The organism is Microcystis aeruginosa NIES-843 (assembly GCF_000010625.1).
GTDB classification, from domain to species: Bacteria; Cyanobacteriota; Cyanobacteriia; order Cyanobacteriales; family Microcystaceae; genus Microcystis; species Microcystis aeruginosa.
This window is the reverse complement of record NC_010296.1, coordinates 3446251-3466481: the sequence shown is the minus strand read 5'-3', so window position 1 is coordinate 3466481 and position 20231 is coordinate 3446251. Positions and strand designations below refer to the sequence as shown.

General features: G+C 43.4%; 19 protein-coding genes. 12 read left to right on the top strand and 7 right to left on the bottom strand.

The features are described 5' to 3' along the window. Positions 1-93: 93 nt before the first annotated feature. The 3 genes from MAE_RS16565 to MAE_RS16555 all read right to left on the bottom strand — a co-directional run bounded on the left by MAE_RS16565 (position 94) and on the right by MAE_RS16555 (position 2116). Positions 94-558, bottom strand: a complete 465-nt coding sequence (locus MAE_RS16565) for an MEKHLA domain-containing protein (protein ID WP_002797035.1) — start codon at positions 556-558, stop codon at positions 94-96. Positions 559-604: 46 nt separating this feature from the next. Beyond that, on the bottom strand, positions 605-814 hold the full coding sequence (locus MAE_RS16560) for a hypothetical protein (protein WP_041804168.1): 210 nt from the start codon (positions 812-814) through the stop codon (positions 605-607). Between the two features lie 120 nt (positions 815-934). After that, positions 935-2116, bottom strand: a complete 1182-nt coding sequence (locus MAE_RS16555; RefSeq protein WP_012266613.1) for a M20 family metallopeptidase — start codon at positions 2114-2116, stop codon at positions 935-937. Between the two features lie 227 nt (positions 2117-2343). Between MAE_RS16555 and queF the strand changes: the two genes are divergently transcribed. The 3 genes from queF to MAE_RS33440 all read left to right on the top strand — a co-directional run bounded on the left by queF (position 2344) and on the right by MAE_RS33440 (position 4686). Then, positions 2344-2739, top strand: a complete 396-nt coding sequence (gene queF, locus MAE_RS16550) for a preQ(1) synthase (protein WP_002740916.1) — start codon at positions 2344-2346, stop codon at positions 2737-2739. Between the two features lie 418 nt (positions 2740-3157). After that, positions 3158-4189: a PstS family phosphate ABC transporter substrate-binding protein gene (locus MAE_RS16545; protein WP_012266611.1), complete on the top strand. Its 1032-nt coding sequence runs from the start codon at positions 3158-3160 to the stop codon at positions 4187-4189. Between the two features lie 353 nt (positions 4190-4542). Next, positions 4543-4686: a hypothetical protein gene (locus MAE_RS33440; protein WP_158303535.1), complete on the top strand. Its 144-nt coding sequence runs from the start codon at positions 4543-4545 to the stop codon at positions 4684-4686. On the opposite strand, the gene MAE_RS16540 is transcribed toward MAE_RS33440, so the two are convergent. After that, positions 4653-5921, bottom strand: a complete 1269-nt coding sequence (locus MAE_RS16540; protein ID WP_012264988.1) for an IS701-like element ISMae34 family transposase — start codon at positions 5919-5921, stop codon at positions 4653-4655. The genes MAE_RS33440 and MAE_RS16540 overlap by 34 nt on opposite strands. A gap of 60 nt (positions 5922-5981) precedes the next feature. On the opposite strand from MAE_RS16540, the gene MAE_RS16535 reads away from it, so the two are divergent. The 9 genes from MAE_RS16535 to MAE_RS16495 all read left to right on the top strand — a co-directional run bounded on the left by MAE_RS16535 (position 5982) and on the right by MAE_RS16495 (position 11863). Continuing rightward, positions 5982-6332 carry a hypothetical protein gene (locus MAE_RS16535; RefSeq protein ID WP_012266609.1) on the top strand — a complete coding sequence of 117 codons (351 nt, stop codon included), beginning with the start codon at positions 5982-5984 and terminating at the stop codon, positions 6330-6332. Between the two features lie 26 nt (positions 6333-6358). Next, the gene (locus tag MAE_RS16530) at positions 6359-6754 is read left to right on the top strand and encodes a hypothetical protein (RefSeq protein WP_012266608.1); all 396 of its coding nucleotides are present in this window, start codon (positions 6359-6361) and stop codon (positions 6752-6754) included. A gap of 65 nt (positions 6755-6819) precedes the next feature. Next, positions 6820-9708 carry a hypothetical protein gene (locus MAE_RS16525; RefSeq protein WP_012266607.1) on the top strand — a complete coding sequence of 963 codons (2889 nt, stop codon included), beginning with the start codon at positions 6820-6822 and terminating at the stop codon, positions 9706-9708. Between the two features lie 557 nt (positions 9709-10265). After that, a complete protein-coding gene (locus tag MAE_RS16520; RefSeq protein ID WP_002736552.1) occupies positions 10266-10514 on the top strand; it encodes a type II toxin-antitoxin system HicB family antitoxin in 249 nt (82 codons plus the stop codon). Positions 10515-10516: 2 nt separating this feature from the next. Then, positions 10517-10732 (top strand): type II toxin-antitoxin system HicA family toxin, encoded by a 216-nt coding sequence (locus tag MAE_RS16515; protein ID WP_002738249.1) that lies wholly within the window; start codon positions 10517-10519, stop codon positions 10730-10732. A 205-nt stretch (positions 10733-10937) separates the two neighbouring features. Beyond that, positions 10938-11135, top strand: coding sequence for a hypothetical protein (locus MAE_RS16505; protein WP_002797026.1), 198 nt, complete (start codon positions 10938-10940; stop codon positions 11133-11135). Between the two features lie 86 nt (positions 11136-11221). Then, positions 11222-11449 carry a hypothetical protein gene (locus MAE_RS16500; RefSeq protein ID WP_002758289.1) on the top strand — a complete coding sequence of 76 codons (228 nt, stop codon included), beginning with the start codon at positions 11222-11224 and terminating at the stop codon, positions 11447-11449. Further along, entirely contained in the window at positions 11437-11577 is a 141-nt protein-coding gene (locus MAE_RS33850) for a hypothetical protein (protein WP_162467767.1), read from the top strand. The genes MAE_RS16500 and MAE_RS33850 overlap by 13 nt, the downstream gene beginning before the upstream one ends. Before the next feature lie 139 nt (positions 11578-11716). Further along, entirely contained in the window at positions 11717-11863 is a 147-nt protein-coding gene (locus MAE_RS16495; protein ID WP_004161760.1) for a hypothetical protein, read from the top strand. 819 nt (positions 11864-12682) lie between these two features. Here the strand turns inward: MAE_RS16495 and MAE_RS16490 are convergent. The 3 genes from MAE_RS16490 to nifJ all read right to left on the bottom strand — a co-directional run bounded on the left by MAE_RS16490 (position 12683) and on the right by nifJ (position 18803). Further along, positions 12683-13891, bottom strand: coding sequence for an ATP-dependent 6-phosphofructokinase (locus tag MAE_RS16490; protein ID WP_012266603.1), 1209 nt, complete (start codon positions 13889-13891; stop codon positions 12683-12685). 329 nt (positions 13892-14220) lie between these two features. Next, positions 14221-15246, bottom strand: coding sequence for a dihydroorotate dehydrogenase-like protein (locus tag MAE_RS16485; RefSeq protein WP_012266602.1), 1026 nt, complete (start codon positions 15244-15246; stop codon positions 14221-14223). 2 nt (positions 15247-15248) lie between these two features. Continuing rightward, on the bottom strand, positions 15249-18803 hold the full coding sequence (gene nifJ, locus MAE_RS16480; RefSeq protein ID WP_012266601.1) for a pyruvate:ferredoxin (flavodoxin) oxidoreductase: 3555 nt from the start codon (positions 18801-18803) through the stop codon (positions 15249-15251). Positions 18804-20231: the final 1428 nt, after the last annotated feature.

The window sequence follows — 20231 nt, the reverse complement described above, 5'->3', positions numbered from 1 at the left end:
GTGTGGGGTGTGGGGTGTGGGGTGTGGGGAGAGGGAAGCGGGGAGAGGGAAGTGGGGAAGTGGGGACGGAGTTTAAAGGCAGTACAGCTTAAATCAGAGAAAAATCCAATCGGCAAAAGTGGCAGCCTGTCCGCAGTAAATGCCATCACGATCGATGATATTCCAAACGATCGCTTTTTCGATGCGAAATAGTTGACCATTTTTCGTGATCCTTACCCCGTGATAATCGTTGATATAGCCCTGTTTTTTGACTAAATCCAGCATTTTTTGGCGTTCTTGGGCGATTTCCTCCCCCTCTACCGTCGCTCGCGAAGGAGTTGTTAATAATTCTGGCCAAGTTAAACCCCAGAGATCGAGGGCACCGCGATTACCATAATTGAAGATCGGATTAGTTTGTGTACCGTGGGAAACTAGCACAAAAGGGGCATAAAAGAGCATTTTACTCTGTTCTTTGCCAGTACCGATCCGGGGTAAAAGCGATCGCCCGATTAATCGTTCATAATTATCCAGCAGCAATTCCGTCCAAGCTATAATAGCTAAATCTTGCCAAATTTCCATAAAATTATCTTGAAAAACTGGTTTAAGTAGGGTCTGCTGAATAAATCTAAAAACCTTGTTGGATAAGACTTTTGGACTTTTTTCCCCTCAAAAAGTGCCAGCCATTGCGGGGATCGGGGGAAAATTCAGGTACTTTTTCCCTGAAAATTAGGTAGTTGACCACCTCAAAACTGGTAAAACCCCACACCCCACACCCCACACCCCACACCCTGCCCCCAGGAAAAGCTTTTTCAGCAAACCCTAAGTAGGGAGGCACAATTATTTGTAGGATGGGTTAGCGGTAGCGTAAACTATGCGGGTGTTGGGTTTCATGCTTCAACCCAACCTACGTTCTAAATCTTCCCAAATTTCCATAAAATTATCTTGAAAAACCGGTTTAATCTTGCCGTTGCCAATATTTATAGGCCGCGTAGGCCAAAGTAATCACTCCCGTCAGAATTGCCGACTCATCCACTAAAAATTCCGGATGGTGAAGGGGGGGATTGAGGAGGTGAGGAGAACCCACTCCCAGACGGAACATTGTCCCCGGGGCCTGTTGCAAATAAAGGGAAAAATCCTCGGCCCCCATGGAGGGTTCCGAGAGAATTAAAACCCGATCCCTTCCCCAAGCTTCTAAACCAGCTTCTTCGACTAACCGGGTTAAAAATTGGTCATTTTGCACCGATGGCACGCCCCGGCGATATTTTACTTGACATTTAGCGTTATATGTGCTACAGACATTCGTGACCAAACTCTCGATCCATTCCGGGAGATGGGCGTGGGTTTCTGGGTGCAGCGATCGCACGGTTCCCGCCATGCGTACCTGATCAGCGATGACGTTGGGGGCGCGACCACCGCTAATCTGCCCGATGGTGAGGACAATGGGACGCAAAGGGTTTTGAGTCCGACTAATTGCCTGTTGCAAAGTGGTGATTACTTGGGAGGCGATCCAGATAGCATCGATCGCCTCGTGGGGCCGGGCCCCGTGGCCGGATTCCCCTTGAATAAAAATCTCCAGATCGTCGGCAGCTGCAGTTAAGGCCCCGTAACGAACCCCGATTGATCGGGCCGGAATCGAGGGGAAAACGTGCAGCCCCAAAACGGCGCTGACATCCCGCATCACCCCCTCCCGGATCATCCAATTAGCCCCCTGGGCGATTTCCTCTGCTGGTTGAAAGAGAAAGCGTATTTTTCCCTGCAAAGGTTCCGAGAGACGGGAAAGCACCATCGCCACCCCTAAACCGACGGTAGCATGAACATCGTGACCGCAGGCGTGCATAATCCCGGGTTTGCGGGAAGCAAAGTCTAAATCGGTTCTTTCTTGGATCGGTAGGGCATCCATATCGGCGCGGATGGCTAAAATCCTTCGATCACTGCCTTTTCCCGCCAATTCTCCCTTAACTCCCGTTTTTCCCACCGCTTCCTGCACCGATAGACCACAGGAAGACAAAACCCCGGCAATATAGGCGGCCGTTTGATATTCTTGCCCACTTAACTCTGGATTCGCGTGAATGTGGCGGCGAATCTCCACTAATCGGGGTGCGAGACTCTCGGCTATGTTTTTAATCTCGGAGAGCATGAAACCAGTTTTACAGTATCTTTAGAGTTAATCATAGAGCATTTTTTACCTGAAAATTCGACTTGGCTGATTTTAAGTCTGCATTGTCTTCTCGGCATTCTTTCAACCCTGGACTAAGCTAATTTGTCAATAGGATGCAGGAGTTACTATTCATCTCTTGATTCGGTAACGCCTCTTGAGAGAATATTCCAGCTATGATAGGAAACATTGTCTAGTTAGGAAAAAACATGGTTCAGTCTTCCGAAAAAATTGAAGTTAAGTACGGGGAAAGAGAAATTGCCGAAGGAACATTAATTACTTTCCCCAATCCACGCCCTGGCAGAAATTACGATATTCAGATCACTCTGCCGGAATATACCTGTAAGTGTCCCTTTTCCGGTTATCCCGATTTTGCCACTATTTATCTTAGCTACGTTCCCGATCAAAAGGTGATGGAATTAAAGGCGATTAAACTTTATATTAATAGTTATCGCGATCGTTATATTTCCCACGAAGAAGCAATTAACCAAATTTTAGATGATTTGGTGGCCGCTTGCGAACCCTTGCAGATGAAAGTTAAGGGGGATTTTCATCCCAGAGGTAACGTACATACCGTGGTGGAGGTGATGTATAAAAAAGAATAGCATAATTGTCTAGTTTGGGGATGGGGTTGCCTCCATCCCTTGCTGTTCTAGTTTTTGTTGTTCAAGTTTTTTTGCTGTTCGAAGGTCTGTAGCCAGTCAACAGGAGAAGATGCTCAAGCAGGTTATATCGCTATCTTGTCCTTTGTCTGATAGGTTTTATACTAAATCCGTTGAGTATAGGCTTACATATCAGGACAGGCACTCATGCAAGAGGCAAGAGGCAAAAGGGAGAATAAATAATCAGTTTTTAATAACCTGGTTTAGTATTACTCATCGAATCTATCCTCTCCTTTCTGTTGTTCGTGTCTCTATGGTTGATCCTTAACCCTTGGCACAACCCGAAAGAATTGTAAAAGTTAGGGTCATTAAAAAAAGCTGGGATTATCATTAAAGTAGTCCGAATCGTGATCCTGATTTTATGTCCCAGAAAAATGAAATTCTTCCGCTGCTGTTGACGGTTATGGTGACATCGGCACTTTTAGGAGGAATTGCTTGGTGGTTGCTCAACAAAACCTTTCCCAATCTCAATGATCGATCTAATTCTTCTTCCTCCTCGAATAATCAAATTTCTGAAACTTTAGGTGCAGTTAAAAATGTCCCGGAAGGATTATTTAACTACGGGGGAAGTACCACTTGGGCCCCGATTCGCAAGGAAGTGGACTTTATTATCCAGCAAGTCTGGCCGAAATTTCGCCTTGTCTATACCGATCCCACTACGGGAACCCCCGGCACCGGCAGCGGTATTCGGATGTTAATCGAGAATCAATTGGCTTTTTCCCAAGCATCTCGATCGCTCAAAGATGAGGAAATACAACGCGCTCAACAACGGGGATTGACCTTAAAAGAGGTTCCCGTGGCTATCGATGGAATTGCGATCGCAGTTCATCCTGATTTACCGGTTTCCGGTCTAACAATTACCCAGTTAAAAGATATTTATACAGGAAAAATTCGCAATTGGCGGCAAGTGGGCGGGCCTAATTTAGCCATTATTCCCTATTCCCGACGCAAGGAAGATGGGGGAACCGTGGAATTTTTTATCGATCAGGTTTTAGAAAAAGCCGATTTTGGCAGTAACATTAAGTACGTTTATAGTACAACTCCCGCTCTCAGAAAAGTTTCCCAAAATTTAGGAGGAATTTACTATGCTTCTGCACCGGAAGTAGTTCCCCAGTGTGGAATTAAAACTTTACCCCTCGGTAAAAGCGAAAATAAGTTAGTTGCCCCCTATCAAGAACCTTCGATCCCGTCTTCCCAATGTCCCCAGAAGCGTAATCAACTGAATGAATTAGCTTTTCAAAAGGGAGAATACCCGATCACCCGTCGTCTTTTTGTTATTATCAAACAAAATGGTCAATTAGACGAACAAGCGGGGGAAGCTTACGCTGATTTATTATTAACCGATCAAGGACAGGAATTAATTGAAAAAGCTGGTTTTGTTCCCTTGAGATAATTTAATCCAACTTCTACAAATCTAGGTTAAAGTGAATTTGAGCAATTTTCATCTGAGTGTGCGCTTGATTGGGCGCATCTAGAGGACTGCTACTCCCAGTTTTGTCCAGATTTTCGGCTATCCCGTCGAAATCATCCCTCAGTGCGAACGATTTTTACCGAACAAGCAGGGCATCGATGACAGTGAGATTTACACCTTCTGTCGCTACTATCCCACCTATGTGCAACTGGCAGTAGTAGCCAACAACCCCGACGAGCAAGCCATCCGCACCCAATACCTGCGCCATAATTGCGTCAGATACTTTGCTTTGATCTAAAATTGAGTCAGCAATATCTAATTTGGAGTCTCAGGCAATGGAACCAATTTCTCTAATTCTCGCTGCGTTGGCTGCTGGTGCGGTTGCTGCTGCTAAGGATACGGCAGGAACAGCCGTTAAGGATGCTTATTGGGACTTAAACAAATTTCAAGCCCAAACAAAGCCTAAACTGGCTTTGTAAGCGGCAAACACATCCCGATTCTCGGTCAGCCACTCAAAGAAACGGAAAGACATCGCTGTCCGAAAAGCTTCCAAGGCTTCCACAAAAGTGTTTAAAGGTCGATTCGCCCACCGCCTTTGCAATCCCCCAGTTAACTTATGCCACAGGATAAATGTATAGGCACAAAACACCAGGATAAAATGACGAAGTAAGCTTCGTTTATCCCTGACTTGATATTCCCTTAACCCTAACCATCCTTTGGCTTCTCGGTAGAATACTTCCACCCAATTTCTTTCGGTGTAAGTCCTCACTATCCACGAAGCTGTTACTGTATCTGCCTCAACTACATTGGTGATGAAATAGTCCACCTCTGTGGCTTTTTCCATTGAACTTGCATTCATGACGATCGCCAAGTTCCTTTCTCCTTCTAGTTGAGATATTTTCGCTCTGAATACCGCTACCCAAACCGTTTTTTCTTTATCTAGATTTAGGGTGATTTTCTCCCAATCCTTTTCTGATAGGCTTTTTGCTAGTTGCTCAAGCTGGATTGTTTCTTCCACACCCCCTTCTTTTTCAATAATTACTTTTCGATTTTTTGCCAATCCTCCTAAGTATTTTAGCTTTCTTTCTTCCAGGGCTTTGAGAAAATTTGTGTTGTTGCCATAACCAGCATCTATTAAGACGATTTTCGGTCGATAGCCTCTGGTTAAGCTCCGGTCAATTAAATCTATCGCTATCTCTGGTTTCTTCTTAAATTCTTTGTCTTCTTTCCCCTCGGCTAAGGAACTAGCCGGTTGATAAATTTCAATGTCTAGGGGGACACTTTTTTTGCCGTCGTAGAGATGGGTAGTGACGGCGACTATTCCGTTGTCTGTCTTGCCAATTTCTCCTAGGTACTGCCTGCCAACTCCGGCGGTCAGATTGCCACTTTTTCGATGTCCTGAGTCATCGACAATCAGGGAAAATCCTCGGGGGATTTGCGTCTGGCGGCATTGGTTCATCACTTGCAACCGACATTCATTCACCTGACGGTCTGACCAGGGAGATTCGGTCAAAAAGTGATGTAATCGGTTATAAACTACTCCGACGGCATTATTGGCCATTTGAGTGAGGTTTTTCCGCTCACTTTCCCCTAATAATCCTCCTAAATATTGTCTGAAGCCGTTTTTTTGCGCTTCGTTTTTGAAGCAATTGTCAAACCGCCGACACCATCGGTCAAAGCATGGGGGCATCGCGGCTGGGGTTGTCTCTTTCATCGCTGCTCTTTCAACGTAAAGTGCTTACTCTTTAACGATTATACTCGATTTGATCTTTATTTGGCGTTTAAGTCCCATTATGAGGGTTTAAAAGCGTTGATTAAGAAGAAATTTGCAGAAAAAGGGAAAACAGATGATAGTGATATCGTCGATAAACATGAGAAAAAACCAGATTCAGAGGGGGTAAAAACACTGCTCAAAGAAGAGTTACTTGAAGCAAAAATTGATAGAGATGCAGAGGTTATTAAGACAGCAGAATCATTACTTAAGCAATTAAAACCTGAAGAATTTGCCGCAGGTAAGTATAATATTAATGTTGGTGATGATATTAAGGGAATGGTGGGAGATGGTACTTTTAAGGGAATTGCAGGAGATATTAGTGGTGGAAATATTAGTCAGAACATTAATTAGTTGAGGATTATTTAGGAGGGAAATTTATGTCAATTACTGTTGAGGTAGAACTTAAAGATTTTCTAATTCAAATCAATCAAAAGTTAGACAATCTTCAAAAAGATGTTACTGATATTAAGATTGAACTTAGTGAAGTTAAAGGTGAAATTAAGCGTCTGGAGGTAAAAATTGATGGTGTCGAGAAGCGTCTGGAGGAAAAAATTGATGGTGTCGAGAAGCGTCTGGAGGAAAAAATTGATGGTGTCGAGAAGCGTCTGGAGGAAAAAATTGATGGTATTGAGAAGCGTCTAGAGGGAAAAAATGATGGCGTGGAAAAGCGCTTAGAGAATCAAGAGTTTGTCAGTCGAGGGATTTTAGTCGCTTTAATTGTAACGATTTTAGGCGGTTTGGCTAAATTGTTTGGTTTAGTAGGAAGTCCTTAAAAATTGCTAATTCTAAAACTGCAATTTAAAGTTAACTTTAAAAGAATAATTTTGGGGTAGCAAAAATGACTGATAAAAGTTATTATTTAGAAATAGGGGGTGATGTTAAAGGTCTTATTGGTGATGGTGAATTTAAGGGAATTGCAGGTGATATTAGTGGGGGTGTAATCAATCAATATATTATCACCCAAAAGTCAGGAGTTGAGATTCAGTCTCAACCTTTAATTACGGGTTCACCTTATTTGGGTTTAAGGAAGTTTGAAGTAGATGATAAGGATAGGTTTTTTGGTCGAGATAATTGGATTGTTGAGTTAACCGATTATTTAAAGCAAAAGAATGTTTTATTGCTTTTAGGTGCGTCGGGAAGCGGTAAATCTTCTCTCGTGCAAGCGGGTTTAATTCCTAAGTTAAAGGATGATTTTGGTGCGAATAGATTGGTTAATTTAACTTTTGTTCCTGATGTTAATCCCTTTGAGTCTTTCTATGGTTGTCTTTTAGGGAATAGATATACACAATACCAAGCGAAATTAGCACAAGCTGTTAAGGAAGATACTTTAATTAAGGTGGTTGAAGGATTAAAAAATAATTCTGATTTATGGTTTATTTTTATTGACCAATTTGAGGAATTATTTACTCGTACACCGAAGACGGAAAGAGATATTTTCATTAAAAGTTTGATTAAATTAATTGAAAATAATAATAGTTTAGTTAAAATTGTGATGACGATGAGGGCGGATTTTTTAGATAAATTAAGTCCTTATCCCAGTTTAGGAAAAATCCATGATCAGTATAGCAAGATGTTAACGGATATGGATGAAAGTCAGTTAAGATTAGCTATTGCTGAACCGGCGGCGAGAAATGGGGTAATCTTTGAAAAGGGATTAATTAATCAAATTATTGCCGATTTTTATGAACAGGCTGGCTCTTTACCTCTGTTACAATATACGTTAGATTTATTGTGGCAAAAAAATCATATTCAAGAGCGGGTTTTAAATAATAAGATTTATCAAGAGATTGGTGGGGTAACGGGTGCGCTAGAAAAACAAGCGGATAAAATTTATAGTCAATTTAATGAACAGCAACGGAAAACAGCAGAGGAAATTTTTCTAGAGTTAATTAGTTTAGAAGGGGAAAAAGCGGTTAGCAGAAGGGCGGATAAATCGAGTTTTGAACAGGAGGAAATGCAAAAGGAGGTTCTCTATCAATTAATAGATAATCGTCTTTTGGTGAGTAAGGGAGAAGACGGGAAAGCAACGGTTGAGGTGGCACATGAGGCGTTATTACGTTCTTGGAAAGTGTTACAGGATTTAATTCGAGAAAAAGAGGAGATAATTGTTCTGAGAAGTCGTTTATATGCTGATGCTAAACAGTGGGATGATTTACAGAAGCAAGATGCAGTAAAAGCGAGTAGTGAGCTTTGGGGCGGTTCTAAGTTAGCCAAAATTGTTGAGTTTCAAAAGAATAATTCTCTGCCTAATTTAGATCCTGTGGCGATTGAGTTTATTAAGGCGAGTATTAGTCAAGCAGAACGACAAAAAAACGAAAAAATTAGAACAGCGCGAAGGATTACAGCGGTTTCGTTGGTGGCGGTGATGGTTAGTACGGGATTGGGTTTAATGGCTTGGAAACAAACGCGACAAGCTGAACTCAATCTAGCAAATGCTCGCGGGTTTTCTTCCTGGTCTTTGTTTGTTCAAGGAAAAGACTTAGATGCTTTCGTCTTAGCGATTAAGGCAGGAAAAACCCTGCAAAAGCAACACAAATATGACAAGGAGGTGATGAATACCTTACAAGCACTTCTCAACTGGAAAAGTGAACGCAATCGCTTAGAAGGGCATAAGGACTTTGTCACAAGCGTTAATTTTAGTCCCGACGGCAAGACTTTGGTAAGCGTTAGTAGGGATAACACTATCAAACTCTGGAATGTAGAAACAGGCGAAGAAATCCGCACCCTTAAGGGGCATGATGGTGTCCAGAGCGTTAATTTTAGTCCCGACGGCAAGACTTTGGTGAGCGGTAGTTGGGACAACACTATCAAACTCTGGAATGTAGAAACAGGGGAAGAAATCCGCACCCTCAAGGGGCATAATGGCCCTGTCAATAGCGTTAATTTTAGTCCCGACGGCAAGACTTTGGTGAGCGGTAGTGGGGACAAAACTATCAAACTCTGGAATGTAGAAACAGGCCAAGAAATCCGCACCCTCAAGGGGCATGATAACTCTGTCATTAGCGTTAATTTTAGTCCCGACGGCAAGACTTTGGTGAGTGGTAGTGGTGACAATACTATTAAACTCTGGAATGTAGAAACAGGCGAAGAAATCCGCACCCTCAAGGGGCATGATAGTTATGTCAATAGCGTTAATTTTAGTCCCGACGGCAAGACTTTGGTAAGCGTTAGTAGGGATAACACTATCAAACTCTGGAATGTAAAGACAGGCAAAGAAATCCGCACCATCAAGGGGCATGATATTTATTTCAGAAGCGTTAATTTTAGTCCCGACGGCAAGACATTGGTGAGCGGTAGTGGGGACAAAACTATCAAACTCTGGAATGTCGAGACAGGAACAGAAATCCGCACCCTCAAAGGGCATGATTGGTTTGTCAATAGCGTTAATTTTAGTCCCGACGGCAAGACTTTGGTGAGCGGTAGTAATGACAACACTATCAAACTCTGGAATGTAGAAACAGGACAAGAAATCCGCACCCTCAGGGGGCATGGTAGCTTTGTCAGTAGCGTTAGTTTTAGTCCCGACGGCAAGACATTGGTGAGCGGTAGTGATGACAAGACTATCAAACTCTGGAATCTTGGGACAGACTGGGGTTTAAGTGATTTAATGGAACGTAGTTGCGATTGGGTGCGGGTTTATTTACACAATCCTAATTCTGATGTTAGGGAGGAGGATAGGGGTTTGTGTGATGGGATTGGGGGTAAATCGTCAGTATCAGGATTTTGAGGATTAGAGGATTTTCAGGATGCTCAATCTTAAAAGATTGTCAGGAGTTTCCAAGTAAATAATCCAGTTAATCCTAAAATCCCGTTAATCTTGGTTTAGACTTCTTTGTGAGGATACAGAAGGATTATAGGGCGATGCAGAAGAGTTGTAGGACAATACAGAAAGATTGTAGGACAATGCAGGACTTAAACGCTTTAATGGGGCGTAGTTGCGATTGGGTGCGGGTTTATTTGCACAATCCTAATTCTGGCGTTAAGGAGGAGGATAGACATTTGTGTGATGGGATTGGTGAGGAGAAGTGATAATATAGTTAGGGTCTGCTGAATAAATCTAAAAACCTTGTTGGATAAGACTTTTGGACTTTTTTCCCCTCAAAAAGTGCCAGCCATTGCGGGGATCGGGGGAAAATTCAGGTACTTTTTCCCTGAAAATTAGGTAGTTGACCACCTCAAAACTGGTAAAACCCCACACCCCACACCCCACACCCCACACCCTGCCCCCAGGAAAAGCTTTTTCAGCAAACCCTAGTTACATATTATGGAGATTTAGAGAAGAAAATGATCTTACTCAATTATTGTGAAAAAGCTTTACAAAAAGCACAATACAAAAGGCTAAATGACGGTACTTGGTTTGCTGAAATAGAAGGCTTTCAAGGCGTTTGGGGAAATGGATTGACCGTTGAAGAATGCCGTCAAGACTTACTAGAAGTTCTAGAAGAATGGATCATTTTAAAATTACAAGATGGCGACCCTTTACCTATCATAGATGGATTAGAAATTAAAGTTACAACAGTTGCAGAAGTTTAGTTATGCCATCAGCAATTTCTCGCAGAAAATTAATCAGAAAATTGAAAGCTTTAGGTTACACAGGACCTTTTTCTGGTAGTAAACATCAATTTATGAAAAAGGGTCAACATAAAATTCGCATCCCTAACCCTCATGGAAATCAAGAAATCTCTACAGATTTAGTTAAGGAAATTCTCAAACAAGCGGGTATTAGTGATGAAGAATGGGACAACAGTTAAACAGTATTGGTTATATATTTAGGATTTGATCTTTATGATTCTTTTCATATCGCTTCCGCCGAATATGCTAGGATAGACGTATTGCTAACCACCGATGACAGATTACTTAGAAAAGCCATAAAATACAGTAAATTATTGCAAGTAAAATTAGATAATCCTGTTACTTGGTTAATGGAAACTTTGCTATTACAAGGAGATGAAAACAATGACACCAATTGAGCTAAGACAAAAAGGCTATCAAGCATTAGTTAAAGAATTAGGACAAGTCGATGCTATTCGCTTTTTACAAGATACTGGATGGGGTTTTGGTGACTATACTCAAGAACGTCAACAGACCTTAAAAAATGTGACAAGAGCCGATTTTTGGCAAGATATTCAGGAGATTAGAAGTAAGCAGAATTAAATTTAATAGTGAAGGAAAATTAGTTGGCAAGGAAAAGTAGTTCACGATACGATAGACATTGGAATCAAATAGCCAAAGAGATAACAATGGCTAAAATCTCCATTTCTTTACCCGATGAACTGGTTAATTACCTAAACCAGAAAGTAGAAGATAAAAGCATTTTCATCGCCTCAATTTTACAACAATGGCGACAACAACAAGAAGCAGAAGAACTCGCCCAAGCTTTTTTAGCAGTAGATGAACTAGAATTAGGATGGACTGACGAATGGCAAACAGCAGCGATTATCAACTCGGAAGCATTATGGCTGAAGTAAAACTTAAATCTAAGCATCTAAACTCCTTAAAAAAATTTATTGAAGACGCATTAACCGAAAGACTGCAAGAACTTCAAGAAGGAATTAAGCACACTCAAGAACGAATAACTTTTTTTGAAAATAAGTAGCTGGTTATAATTAAATTAAAAATGGATTTTAGGTTCGATCCCCCCTGCCCCCCTTGATAAGGGGGGTGCCGATCCCCCCTGCCCCCCTTGATAAGGGGGGTGTCTGATGATTTTTAACGCCTACCTACTTAAGTATCAAATGCAGACACAAGAATTTCTCAGACGATTTGAAAACAATGAATTGCAGCATACCTTAGACTTTGATGAATGGATGGGAGAAGCTTGGATGCTAGAAGCTTTACTGCAAGACAAAGAAGAAATTGAGGAGATAGAATTTGTTGATTAATGACTATTTTCAAGAGATTAGACATCTCATTGAAGCTTGTCCAATAGTTCAATTTTATAACCTCATTACTGATAGTAGAAGTCTTTATGTAGGGTTTGCGGCAAAAAGTACGGGCGAAGCATTCGGATAGAAAATCTCTGGTTTCACCGATAGGTTATTGCCCGAATGCTTCGCCCCTACAGGACGCGGGCCGATAATAAAAGTTTATGCTCAGAAAATTAATTAGGGCTGGCTGAAAAAGTACGGGCGAAGCATTCGGATAGAAAATCTCTGGTTTCACCGATAGGTTATTGCCCGAATGCTTCGCCCCTACAGGACGCGGGCCGATGAAGACGCAAGGTTTTGAACGACGATTCTCTCAAAATCTTGCACCTGTTTCGCGAGAAAAGCCACAAATTTGACAGAAAAGAATTTGATTCGTCGGGTTGAGAAGGATATACAGTTCGGGTTTATAATAATAAAAGTTTATGCTCAGAAAATTAATTAGGGCTGGCTGAAAAAGTAGGGGCGAAGCATTCGGATAGGAAATCTACGGTTTCAGCGATAGGTTATGCCCGAATGCTTCGCCCCGAAGATGCAAGGTTTTCAACCACGATTCTCTCAAAATCTTGCACCTGTTTCGCAAAATAGGCCCCTAAAACCCTTACCTCGTCTATATTTCACATTTATTCAGCAAGCCCTAATTACACTCTTTTAAAAAGTTTCTTTATTTCGACAGTAGCCGTCAGTATCTTTCGTAATTGTAGGGTTAAGAAATACCTAATCTTAACCAATTAACAAAGCGAGAAAGTATGAGCAACCCTTCTCGCTTTATTATAACTAAACCAACACCTCCACAGCTTGCGGAACTACTGCCGTCTCAGTTGTGGGATTTTCCCCTAGGTAAATTCCCAAAGAACGGGCTGTTTTGACGATAAAACCATTAGGATCCACGGGATAGGCACAGCGATGCTCTTGATGACATTGTTTGATAATTTTGATCACTGGTTTCAGGGGCAAACTACGCACTTGTCCCCCGCGCCAAATCACCACGCGATCGAGTTTACCCTGTTCGATTAATTCTACGGCCTTAATGCCGAAAGCCGTGGCTAACAGTCGATCCATGGCCAAAGGAGGACGACTTCTTTGCAGGTGTCCCAAAGACATGGCCCGCACATCCATGGAATTGAGATAACAGAAGACGGGATCGGTAACGCACAAAGAGCGAGTTTTGTCAAATATTAATTTTTCTAAATAATCGGCAATATACTTCTCTTTTTGGTTATCTTCGTTTTTAACACCCTCAGAAATCACAATGAGAGCGAATTTACGACCTTGAGCGCGTAATTCTGCCAAATGACGACAACAACCGTCGATAATTTCGGGAGTGAGAGCAGGGGTTAATTCGGGAATAAAAATCGCATCGGCCCCCCCGGCAATCCCAGCATGAAGGGCTAAATGACCGGCATCTCTACCCATCACCTGCACAATCATCACCCTTTCGTGACTAGCGGCGGTAAAGGTGAGATCATACAAAGCTTGAGTGACGATATCCACGGCAGTGGTAAAACCGACTGCCCATTCCGTATAGGGAACGTCATTATCGATGGTTTTGGGAACCGCGATAATATTCCAGTTGCCTTTCTGGGCGAGATCGTAGATGATATCAATGCTCCCATCGCCCCCGACGACGATCAGGGCATCTAATCCCAGCATTTCGTATCCTTGCAGGATTTTCGTGGCAATTTCTGGGTTTTCGGGATGTCCTTTGCTCAAAGAACCCAAAACACTACCACTAAGAAACTGCAAAACGTCTAATCCTTTCAAGACCCCGGGTAGGTTATAGCCATGCTGAGTCAGGATCAAATCTTGGGGGTGATATTTTCCCTCGGCAATCTGCATAAAACCGTCGGTCCCGTAGGGAATGCCGTACACATCCCAACCCTTTAGTTTTGATGATTTCACCACGGCACGAATTACCGCATTTAACCCCGGGCAATCGCCACCACTGGTCAGAATGCCGATTTTTTTCTTTTGATTCTCGTTCATGGTTATATCCTCCTGGATTTTTTTGTCAGTTATCAGTTATCAGTTATCAGTGATCAGATGTAAGTTTTCAGTTTTCAGTTAAGTAGCTGGTTATAATTAAATTAAAAATCGATTTTAGGTTCGATCCCCCCTGCCCCCCTTGATAAGGGGGGTGCCGATAGGCGGGGGGATCCCCCTTGATAAGGGGGGTGCCGATCCCCCCTGCCCCCCTTGATAAGGGGGGTGTCTGATAATTTTTAACGCCTACCTACTTAAGTTTTCAGTTCACTGATTACTGATTACTGATTACTGATTACTGTTCACTGATCACTGAAAAAAGCTTCCCACTTTTATTTGCTGGTGGTTTGAAAACGTTTCCAAACAGGTTCGTAACTTTGCAGGGCTTTCATGTACTGTACCCGTTCAAAAGCCGTCGGATCGGGGCAATTCATTTGACTCATACTGCCAATTAACTGCTCGATCGATTCGTACTCATTTTCTTCCAACCAATGCAATAAACCCTGTTCGATCTTGGTAATTTCCTCCAAACCGTGGCGTAATAAAACACTAACTAACATGGTCACTTTTGCCCCCACCATCATCATTTTGATCACGTCGATGGCGTTATGAATACCACTGGTAGCGGCAAAATCCGTCGGTACACGACCGTAAAGCATGGCAATCCAGCGCAGGGGTAAACGCATCGCTTGGGGATTACTGAGGATAATATTGGGGTGAACATCCAAGGTTTCTAAGTCGATATCCGGCTGATAGAAACGGTTAAATAATACCAACCCATCGGCCCCCGCTTCCGCTAATTGTTTAGCCATATTGGCCGTATTGCTAAAGTAGGGACTTAACTTCATCGAGACGGGAATTGATACCTCCGATTTGACAATTTTGAGGATATCAATATAGTTTTGTTCGACGTGATTTCCGGTTAATTCCAGGTCGTTGGGAACATAATAAACATTCAACTCCAAAGCATCAGCGCCCGCTTGTTGAATTTGAATGGCATACTCCAACCATCCCCCAGAGGTCTCACCGTTGAGACTGGCAATAATCGGAATATCGACCATTTCTTTGGCTTTGCGAATATGGTTGAGATATTCGTCGGAACCAACGTGAAAAACTTCCGGTTCGGGAAAATAAGTCAAAGCTTCCGCAAAACTCTCGGCTCCGTGGGTAAAATGATGGTGTAGAGCCAGTCTTTCGTGTTTAATCTGCTCCTCGAAAAAGGAGTGTAAAACCACGGCAGCGGCCCCAAAGTCTTCCATTCTCTTGATATTGTCGATATCCTCGCTCAAGGGTGCGGCCGCACCGATAACTAGCGGCGATCGCAATTGTAAACCCATGTAGGTAGTGTGTAGATTCATAACTATTCGTTGCTCCCTGTACCTTTTGCTGCTAAATACTGATACATTTGCCAGCGCGTATCCACATCTGCTTGTGCTTCTTTGAGCAGACGTTTAGCTTCCTCCGGCTTACTGGTGGCCAACATCTTAAAGCGATTCTCCGAGTAGAGAGTTTGCGCTACGGTAAGCTTAGGCGCACGGCTGTCCAATTGTAGGGGATTTTTGCCTTCTTTAGCTAAATCGGGATGATAACGGTACATTAACCAGCGACCGCTTTCCACCACTTCTTTTTGATGGTTCATGGCGGTGGTCATGTTGATCCCGTGAGCAATACAGTGAGAATAGGCGATAATTAACGATGGCCCGTTGTAAGCTTCCGCTTCTAGGAAAGCTTTGATAGTTTGCTCGTTTCTTGCCCCCATAGCCACGCTGGCCACATAGACGTTACCGTAGGTCATGGCCATTAAACCGAGGTCTTTTTTCGGTCCTGGTTTGCCACCAGAAGCAAATTTAGCTACGGCGGCGCGAGGAGTAGCTTTCGAGGCCTGGCCGCCCGTATTCGAGTAAACTTCCGTATCCATGACCAAAATATTCACATTGCGACCACTAGCTAAAACGTGATCTAAGCCACCATAACCGATGTCGTAGGCCCAACCGTCACCCCCGACAATCCAGACGCTTTTCTTGACCAGATAATCGGCCACGGATAACAACATTTTCACCTGCGTGGTCGGGGTTAATTCCCCTAAACGGGATTTTAAGGCCTCTACCCGATGCCGTTGTTCGTAAATTTCCGCTTCATCGACTTGGTGACAATTGAGAATATCTGCCGCTAGACTTTCTCCGATTTCACTAGCGAGGGTTCCTAAGAGTTCTGCGGCAAATTCTGCCTGTTTATCGATGGAAACTCGGAATCCTAAGCCAAATTCGGCATTATCTTCAAAGAGGGAATTCGACCAGGCCGGCCCGCGACCTTCGGCGTTAACTGCCCAGGGTGTTGTCGGTAAATTACCTCCGTAGATAGATGAACAACCGGTGGCATTAGCCACTATCATGCGATCGCCAAATAGCTGACTGACTAATTTAACGTAGGGAGTCTCACCACAACCGGCACAAGCGCCGGAAAACTCAAAGAGAGGTTCCTGCATTTGCTGATGGTTAATTTTATTGAGATTTAGGCTTAATCGGTCTGGATTAGGCAAATTAAGGAAGAAATCCCAGTTAACTCGTTCCTGTTCCCGCAGGGGCAATTGGGGAGCCATATTAATCGCTCTTAGACGCGGTTGCGATTTGTTTTTAGCGGGGCAAACATCAACACAGAGACCGCAACCGGTACAATCTTCGGCGGCCACTTGGATGGTGAATTTTAGCCCTTTCCAGTCGTGATCCTTGGCATTTGCGACTTTAAAGGTTTCCGGGGCCGTGGCTAATTCGGCCTCATCATAAACTTTCGAGCGAATAACGGCGTGGGGACAAACGAGAACGCATTTACCGCACTGAACACAGACATCCGCATCCCAAACGGGGATTTCTTGGGCAATATTGCGTTTTTCCCATTGGCTAGTGGCGGTGGGGTAAGTACCATCGTTGGGAAGGGAGCTAACGGGCAATTCATCCCCGTGACGGGCGATAATTTTGCCGAGGACTTCTCGGACGAAAGCGGGTGCAGTGTCGGGAATTGGTGGTCTTAATTCAAAAGCTTCAGGGGTAACGGTAGCGGGAATTGGGACTTGATAGAGGTGTTCTAGGGCAGAATCCACAGCTTTGATGTTCATCTGCACGATTTCTTCGCCTTTCTTGCCGTAGGTCTTGCGGATGGCTTTTTTGATTTGTGCGATCGCCTCTTCCCGCGACAAAACTCCCGCTAGGGCAAAGAAACACACCTGCATAACGGTATTAATCCGACTGCCCATCCCCGCTTCTTTGGCTACTTGAGTCGCATTAATCGTATAAACTTGCAGATTTTTATCGATGATAGTTTGCTGGAGATGGCGGGGTAAGTGACTAAACACCTCCTCCTGTGGATAGGGACTATTCAGGAGAAAAATAGAGTTCGGTTTAGCGGTTTCTAGCAGATCAAATTGTTCGATAAATTCCCACTGATGACAGGCGATAAAGTTAGCATCGGTGATTAAATAGGTAGAGCGAATCGGCTCCGGACCAAAGCGTAGGTGAGAAACGGTGACAGACCCAGATTTTTTGGAATCATAGACGAAATAACCCTGGGCATAATTATCGGTATCTTCACCAATAATTTTAATTGAATTTTTGTTAGCTCCCACCGTACCATCGGAACCTAAACCGTAGAAAACCGCCCGCACTACTTCGTCTGGTTCAGTGGAAAAACTGCGGTCATATTCCAGACTGGAAAAGGTAAGATCGTCAACGATACCAATAGTGAAGTGATTTTTCGGTTTGTCGAGACTTAAGTTATCAAATATGCCAGCAATCATGGCTGGAGTAAATTCTTTGGAAGATAAACCGTAGCGTCCTCCCACAATTTTCGGCAGCTTGCCTTCGTAGTTTTCCATAAAGGCATTTACCACGTCTAAATATAGCGGATCGCCCCCGGCACCGGGTTCTTTACAGCGATCTAAAACGGCTATTTTTTTCACCGTGGTGGGCAGAGCTGCTAGTAATTTTTCGGCGGCAAAGGGACGATAGAGACGAACTTTTAAAACCCCAACTTTAGCCCCATTTTGATTGAGATAATCAACGGTTTCATGGACGGTTTCCCCTCCCGATCCCATTAACATAATCACTCTTTCGGCATCGGGCGCACCGTGGTATTCATAGAGATGGTATTGCCGTCCTGTTAATTGGGCAAAACGATCCATAATTTTTTGAGTGATATCGGGACAAGCATAATAGAAAGGATTGACGCTTTCCCTTGCCTGGAAATAAACATCGGGATTTTGTGCCGTGCCTCGCAAAACCGGTCGATCGGGAGTTAAAGCCCTTTGACGATGGGCAATAATTAGGTCTTCATCGATCAGTTCTTTGAGAGTTTCATCGCTAATTAATTCGACTTTTTGCACCTCATGACTGGTACGAAAACCATCAAAAAAGTGCAGAAAAGGAATCCTGGTTTCTAGGGTGGTAGCTGTGGCAATAGCCGCCAGATCTTGAGCTTCTTGAACGGAATTAGCCGCTAACATAGCCCAACCCGTACTTCTGGCAGACATGACATCACTATGATCCCCAAAAATTGACAATCCTTGGGCTGCTAAAGCACGGGCCGCCACATGAACCACTGAAGAGGTTAATTCCCCCGCAATTTTGTAGAAGTTGGGGAGCATTAATAATAATCCCTGCGAGGAAGTGAAAGTGGTAGTTAAAGAGCCTGTTTGTAGCGCTCCGTGCAGGGTTCCCGCTGCCCCACCTTCGCTCTGCATTTCGATTACGGAAGGGATGGTTCCCCAGAGATTAGCTCTGCGTTCGGCCGCCCAACTATCGGACCATTCACCCATAGGCGAGGAGGGAGTGATAGGATAAATAGCGATCACTTCACTGAGACGATAGGCAACGCGTGCAACAGCTTCGTTACCATCTATGGTTGCATAGGTTTTTGTGGTCATGTGTTCCCCTTAGTTTTTACGATATTTGTCGGGATTTTAAGTTTTTTTACGGCTCAATTTCGCACTAAATATCCTCTCGTTTCCCTGACAACCGAAGGATTTTCTTGAGCGTCGCTTTTGACTCCCTATCTACTATTGGACGCTTACGGCAGACAGGCTTAAGTAGAGCAATTTTTCTGTCTCCACCTCGATCATTATCCAGATTCTGGGCTTTCTAGCAATTCGTTATTTTTTCTTAATACGCTGCTGAGTTTGCCAGCAACCGACCCTGGGATTAATTAATATTCAGAATTGAGATAAAAATTAATGATACTTTTAAAAAAAAAGTGCTAGGTCAGAAGATAAGCTGTTGACTATCTAAATTACTCGTTAAGACTGCATGGGAGAAGGGAGAAGGAATTATGAATTATTAATTAGGGTTTGCGGCAAAAAGTTTTTCCTGGGGGCAGGGTGTGGGGTGTAGGGTGTAGGGTGTGGTGCGATTCGTTGGCTAGAAACTAGACAGTAAGACGTTTAGAGGATTAGCCGCTTGGTAAATGTAGTACCTTGATAACTTTATAACCCTACAGGTGCGGGTTAGTAATAACCTTAGTCCTGTCCTCTAGATGCCTAGAGTGACGGCATTTCCTGCTGCTTTAGACTTGGTACATCTGAGGTAGTGAGCGAGGAAAAAAAAGCGGTATCTGATAGCCTAAATCAGAAACCCGTTGAGCCAGAACTTATGGATAGCCCTGGGGCGAAGATACGAATTAACCATCGTCAACACCCACGAGCCAAAAGGCTGACAGGCTCGAAACAAAAGTTAACAGAGTTGGGGCTGATAGCTCATACCACTATCAGTAAGGCATTCCCGTTACTCTGTTGTGGACAGTATCATCCTAAGGGTTCAACCAATGGTTATAGGGAACGAAGTAACCCTGATTGACTCTGCCCGTTCGGGGCAGTAGGAAACCATCCGCAAGTCAATAGAGGGAGAGGATGTCCTTAAAAGCCAAGGCTTTGAGTAATATCAAAGATATGCTGACAAAGGACGGGTAACTAGGAAGTCTAAGCAACAATCAACGGTCATATACGCCCTAAAACCAACAATCTTGTCTGGTGGGGATACAGCCAAGAGGGTTGAATAGACAAGGAAATAATAATTCCCATTATTATTCTACTAATGACAGTAGCCTAGTTACTCAGGAGCCGGATACGGCGAAAGTCGTAAGTCCGGTTTTGAAGCAGGGGGTGGGAAGGCGACTTCCTGCTCTACTGTAACGGGTGTCGGAAGAATAAATAGAAATAATCCCCTGTCTCCTGTCTCGGAGTCTCCTGTCTCGGAGTCTCCTAACCAAGCACGACAATTTTTGATTTTTGCAAGAGATCTAATAACCAGTTGATTTAGTCAGCCGATGAAGTTAAGATGTACTAGGTTAAACACAAATG